The sequence below is a fragment of the Actinosynnema sp. genome, from assembly GCF_052038725.1.
In genome coordinates this window covers 1-5,183 of record NZ_JBQGCX010000852.1, presented here as the reverse complement: position 1 = coordinate 5,183, position 5,183 = coordinate 1, and the positions used below count along the sequence as shown (strand labels likewise).

Here is a 5,183-nt window from a genome sequence, read left to right as displayed (position 1 = left end):
GGCATCCAGTACGACGGCACCATCAACGACTGGCACACCTGCCCGGAGTCCGGGCGCATCTCCGCGTCCAACCCGTGCTCGGAGTACATGCACCTGGACAACTCCAGCTGCAACCTGGCGTCGCTGAACCTGATGAAGTTCCTGGGTGACGACGGCTCGTTCAACGCCGACCTGTTCGCCCGCTCGGTCGAGCTGATCATCACCGCGATGGACATCTCGATCTGCTTCGCGGACTTCCCGACCCCCGCCATCGGCGAGACCACGCGGGCGTTCCGCCAGCTGGGCATCGGCTACGCGAACCTGGGCGCGCTGCTCATGGCCACCGGCCACGCGTACGACTCCGAGGGCGGCCGGGCGCTGGCCGCGTCCATCACCTCGCTGATGCAGGCGGTGTCCTACCGCCGGTCCGCCGAGCTCGCGGGCGTCGTCGGCCCGTACGACGGCTACGCGCGCAACGCCGAGTCGCACAAGCGGATCATCCGCAAGCACGCGGCGGCCAACGACGAGATCCGCACGCTGCACGCCAACGACGCCAACACGCGCTCGCTCGCGACGGCGGAGTGGCAGAGGTGCCAGGAGATCGGCGCGCTCAACGGCTGGCGCAACGCGCAGGCCAGCGTGCTCGCCCCCACCGGCACCATCGGCCTGATGATGGACTGCGACACCACCGGCATCGAGCCGGACCTGGCGCTGGTCAAGTTCAAGAAGCTGGTCGGCGGCGGGTCGATGCAGATCGTGAACCAGACCGTGCCGCGCGCGCTGTCCGCGCTGGGCTACCCGACCGAGCAGGTCGAGGCCATCGTCGAGCACATCGGCGAGCACGGCCACGTCGTGGACGCGCCCAGCCTGAAGCCGGAGCACTACGAGGTGTTCGACTGCGCGATGGGCGAGCGCTCCATCACGCCGATGGGCCACGTCCGGATGATGGCGGCCGTGCAGCCGTTCCTGTCCGGCGCGATCTCGAAGACGGTCAACATGCCGGAGACGGCGACCGTCGAGGAGGTCGAGGAGGTCTACTACCAGGGCTGGAAGATGGGCCTGAAGGCGCTGGCCATCTACCGCGACAACTGCAAGGTCGGCCAGCCGCTGTCGGCGGGCAAGGCCGCGAAGGCGTCGACCGCCGCCGAGAAGGCGCCGGAGACGGTGATCGAGTACCGCCCGGTGCGCAAGCGCCTGCCGAAGAAGCGCCCGTCGCAGACGGTGTCGTTCACCGTCGGCGGCGCCGAGGGCTACCTGCACGCGGGCTCCTACCCGGACGACGGCCTCGGCGAGGTGTTCGTCAAGCTGGGCAAGCAGGGCTCGACCCTGGCGGGCGTGATGGACGCCTTCTCGATGTCGATCTCGGTGGGCCTGCAGTACGGCATCCCGCTGGAGTTCTACGTCTCGAAGTTCCAGAACCTGCGCTTCGAGCCCGCGGGCATGACGGACGACCCGGACGTGCGCATCGCGACGAGCGTCCTGGACTACCTGTTCCGCAGGCTGGCCCTGGACTACCTGCCGCACGACAAGCGCGCCCAGCTCGGCATCTTCACCGCCGAGGAGCGCACCGCGCAGGTCAACGCGGACTACGGCACGCCGGGCGCCGACGTGGACCTGGAGGGCCTGCGCACGACGGTCGACGCGACCCCGACCCGCGAGCCGGAGTCGAAGCCCGCGACGACCGAGCCGCCGGCGCGGGTGGGCAGCTCCACGGAGCTGCTGGAGCTGCGCCTGGGCACGGTCGCGGACGCGCCGCTGTGCATGACCTGCGGCACGAAGATGCGGCCCGCGGGGTCGTGCTACCTGTGCGAGGGCTGCGGGTCGACGTCGGGCTGCAGCTGATCGCTGAGCGCTTGAGCTGAACAGCGGGGTGGGCACGGGCTTGCGAGCCGGCGCCCACCCCGTTCGCTCGTGCTCCTGCACCCTGGGGAACGACATCGAGGTGATCGCGCACCTGGCCCGCGCGCCGTTCACCACCGGGGTCGTGCTGCCCGTGGACGGCGGCGCGGGGGTGGGCGCGTAGCACAATGCCCCGGTGCTGATCGGAGAACTGGCGACCGCCACCGGGACCACCCCGCGCGCCCTGCGGCACTACGAGCAGACCGGGCTGCTGACCTCGACCCGCGCCACCAACGGCTACCGCGCCTACCCGGACGCGGCGGTGACGCAGGTCGGGAACACCCGCTGCCTGCTGGCGGTCGGCCTGACCCTGGAGGACGTGCGCGAGTTCGAACCGTGCCTGGACGGCGACGTGCTGACCGCGCCACCGTCCGAGCGCGGCCTGCGCGTGGCCCACGACCGCCTGGCCGCCCCGGACCGCCGCATCGCCGCCCACACCGACACCCGCACCCGCCTGGCCGCAGAGCCTGGTGCGCGACTGGCGCCTTCACCCGTTCCCGATCGGGGTCGAGCGGACCCAGGACGTGCACGCGGTGGCGGCCATAGCGGCGGCCCAGCGCGTCCCCGACAGGCCGACCGAGAACCGCACCTCCCCAGCTGCCGCGGCACCGGCCAAGGGCTCATCCACTGAGCACCCGACAACAGCCCTAGCATCACCCCCACCATGCCCCTACCCGAAGCCCTGACCTCACTCGACGGCCTCTCCACCGGCGACGCCTTCGGCGCCCAGTTCTTCGTCCCCGGCACCTCCCCCGAGACCCTCACCCCCGGCCCGCCCCCGTGGCCGTGGACCGACGACACCCAGATGGCCTGCCTGGTCACCGCCGAGCTGCGCGACCGGGGCGAGATCGTGCAGGACCGCCTGGCCGCCGCGTTCGCCGAGCACTGCGACCCGTACCGGGGTTACGGCCCCGGCGCGATCACGATCCTGCGCCGGCTCCGCGACGGCGTCCCCTGGCGCGAGGCCGCGGCCGGCGCGTTCGGCGGCGGTTCGCTCGGCAACGGGGCCGCGATGCGCGTCGCCCCGGTCGGCGCGTTCTTCGCCGACGACCTGGACGCCGTGGTCGAGCAGGCCACCCGCTCCGCCGAGGTCACCCACGCGCACCCCGAGGGCGTCGACGGCGCGGTGGCGGTCGCGCTCGCCGCCGCGCGCCCGGACGCGGTGTTCGAGGCGGCGCTGGACCGGTTGCGGCCCGGCGCGGTCCGCGACGCCGTCGCGCTCGCCGAGAGCCTGCTGGGCCGCTCGCCGGAGGAAGCCGTCCACCACCTCGGCAACGGTTCCCGCCCCACCGCGCTCACCAGCGTCCCGCTCGTCCTGTGGATCGCCGCCACCCACGCGCACGACTACCGCGCCGCGATCGGCGCCTGCGTGCGCGCGGGCGGGGACGTGGACACCACCGCCGCGATGGTGGGCGGCGTCGTCCGCGCGCCCGTCCCGCCGGAGTGGCTGGCCGCGCGCGAGCCGCTGCCTCAGGACCTGCGGAACAGCTTGTTGCCCAACCACACCAGCGGGTCGTAGCGCCGGTCCGCCACCCGCTCCTTCAGCGGGATGAGCGCGTTGTCGGTGATGGCGATGTGCTCCGGGCACACCTCGGTGCAGCACTTGGTGATGTTGCACAGCCCGAGGCCGTGCTCGGAGCGCGCCGCCTCGACGCGGTCGGCCGTGTCGAGCGGGTGCATCTCCAGCTCGGCGACCCGCATCAGGAACCTCGGCCCGGAGAACGCCTCCTTGTTCTCCTCGTGGTCGCGCACCACGTGGCAGGTGTCCTGGCACAGGAAGCACTCGATGCACTTGCGGAACTCCTGCGAGCGCTCCACGTCCACCTGCGCCATCCGGTACTCGCCGGGCTCCAGGTCCTCGGGCGGCCGGAACGCGGGCACCTCGCGCGCCTTGGCGTAGTTGAACGACACGTCCGTGACCAGGTCCCTGATCACCGGGAACGCCCGCATCGGCGTCACGGTGACGGTCTCGTCCTCGGCGAACACCGACATGCGGGTCATGCACAGCAACCTCGGCCTGCCGTTGACCTCGGCCGAGCACGAGCCGCACTTGCCCGCCTTGCAGTTCCACCGCACGGCGAGGTCGGCGGCCTGGGTGGCCTGCAACCGGTGGATGACGTCGAGCACGACCTCGCCCTCGTTGACCTCGACGGTGAAGTCCTCCATCGCGCCGCCGGAGGCGTCACCGCGCCATACCCGGAAGTGCCCCTGGTAGCCCACGTCAGCCCTCCAGCTCCTCGGCGGTCAGGTACTTCTCCAGCTCGGCGCGCTCGAACAGCGCCAGCAGGTCGGCCCGGATCGGCTCCTGGGCCAGCTCGGCCACGGCCACGCCGTCGCCGGAGGCGCTGCACAGCAGCACCTTGCGCCGCCAGTCGGCGTCCATGCGCGGGTGGTCGTCGCGGGTGTGGCCGCCCCGGCTCTCGGTGCGCAGCAGCGCGGCGCGGGCCACGCACTCGCTGACCAGCAGCATGTTCCGCAGGTCCAGCGCGAGGTGCCAGCCGGGGTTGAACTGCCGGTGCCCCTCGACGGTGAGCGCGGCGGCGCGGCGCTTGAGCCCGTCCAGCCGCTCCAGCGCGCTCTGCATCTCCTCGGCCCGGCGGATGATGCCGACCAGGTCGTTCATGGTCTGCTGGAGCTCGACGTGCAGCGCGTACGGGTTCTCCCCGCCCTCGCCCGCGAACGGCGCCAGCGCGACCTCCTGCGCCCGCGCGATCGCCTCGTCGCCGCACGTGGGCCGCGTGGTGAGCCCGGCCGCGTAGTCGGCGGCGCCCTCGCCCGCGCGCTTGCCGAACACCAGCAGGTCCGACAGCGAGTTGCCGCCGAGCCGGTTGGAGCCGTGCATCCCGCCGGACACCTCGCCCGCCGCGTACAGGCCGGGCACCGAGGACGCGCCGGTGTCCGGGTCGACCAGCACGCCGCCCATCACGTAGTGGCAGGTCGGGCCGACCTCCATGGGCTGGGCGGTGATGTCGACGTCGGCCAGCTCCTTGAACTGGTGGTGCATCGACGGCAGCCGCCGCCGGATCTCCTCGGCTGGCAGCCGGGTCGACACGTCCAGGAACACCCCGCCGTGCTCGGTGCCGCGACCGGCCTTGACCTCGGAGTTGATCGCGCGCGCCACCTCGTCGCGCGGCAGCAGCTCGGGCGGGCGGCGGTTGTGGTCCGGGTCGGTGTACCAGCGGTCGCCCTCGGCCTCGTCCTCGGCGTACTTGTCCTTGAACACCTCGGGCACGTAGCCGAACATGAACCGCTCGCCCTCGGAGTTGCGCAGGACGCCGCCGTCGCCGCGCACCGACTCGGTGACC

At 72.4% G+C, this 5,183-nt stretch carries 6 protein-coding genes; 4 read left to right on the top strand and 2 right to left on the bottom strand.

Annotation, left to right across the window (positions count from 1 at the left end; translation table 11 throughout):
- The 4 genes from ACTUAL_RS17465 to ACTUAL_RS17450 all read left to right on the top strand — a co-directional run.
- The coding region (locus ACTUAL_RS17465; RefSeq protein WP_440901021.1) for a vitamin B12-dependent ribonucleotide reductase at positions 1-1,821 on the top strand (1,821 nt) is incomplete at its 5' end.
- Positions 1,822-1,861: 40 nt separating this feature from the next.
- Positions 1,862-2,002, top strand: a complete 141-nt coding sequence (locus ACTUAL_RS17460) for a hypothetical protein (RefSeq protein WP_440901020.1) — start codon at positions 1,862-1,864, stop codon at positions 2,000-2,002.
- 12 nt (positions 2,003-2,014) lie between these two features.
- The gene (locus tag ACTUAL_RS17455) at positions 2,015-2,509 is read left to right on the top strand and encodes a MerR family transcriptional regulator (protein WP_440901019.1); all 495 of its coding nucleotides are present in this window, start codon (positions 2,015-2,017) and stop codon (positions 2,507-2,509) included.
- Positions 2,510-2,542: 33 nt separating this feature from the next.
- The gene (locus tag ACTUAL_RS17450) at positions 2,543-3,397 is read left to right on the top strand and encodes an ADP-ribosylglycohydrolase family protein (RefSeq protein ID WP_096492044.1); all 855 of its coding nucleotides are present in this window, start codon (positions 2,543-2,545) and stop codon (positions 3,395-3,397) included.
- Here the strand turns inward: ACTUAL_RS17450 and ACTUAL_RS17445 are convergent.
- Both ACTUAL_RS17445 and ACTUAL_RS17440 read right to left on the bottom strand, forming a co-directional pair.
- Positions 3,349-4,098 (bottom strand): succinate dehydrogenase/fumarate reductase iron-sulfur subunit, encoded by a 750-nt coding sequence (locus ACTUAL_RS17445; protein WP_096492043.1) that lies wholly within the window; start codon positions 4,096-4,098, stop codon positions 3,349-3,351. The two genes, ACTUAL_RS17450 and ACTUAL_RS17445, sit on opposite strands and share 49 nt — an antisense overlap.
- 1 nt (position 4,099) lies before the next feature.
- Positions 4,100-5,183, bottom strand: a 1,084-nt coding sequence (locus ACTUAL_RS17440; RefSeq protein WP_440901018.1) for an FAD-binding protein, incomplete at its 5' end; no start/stop codon positions are given.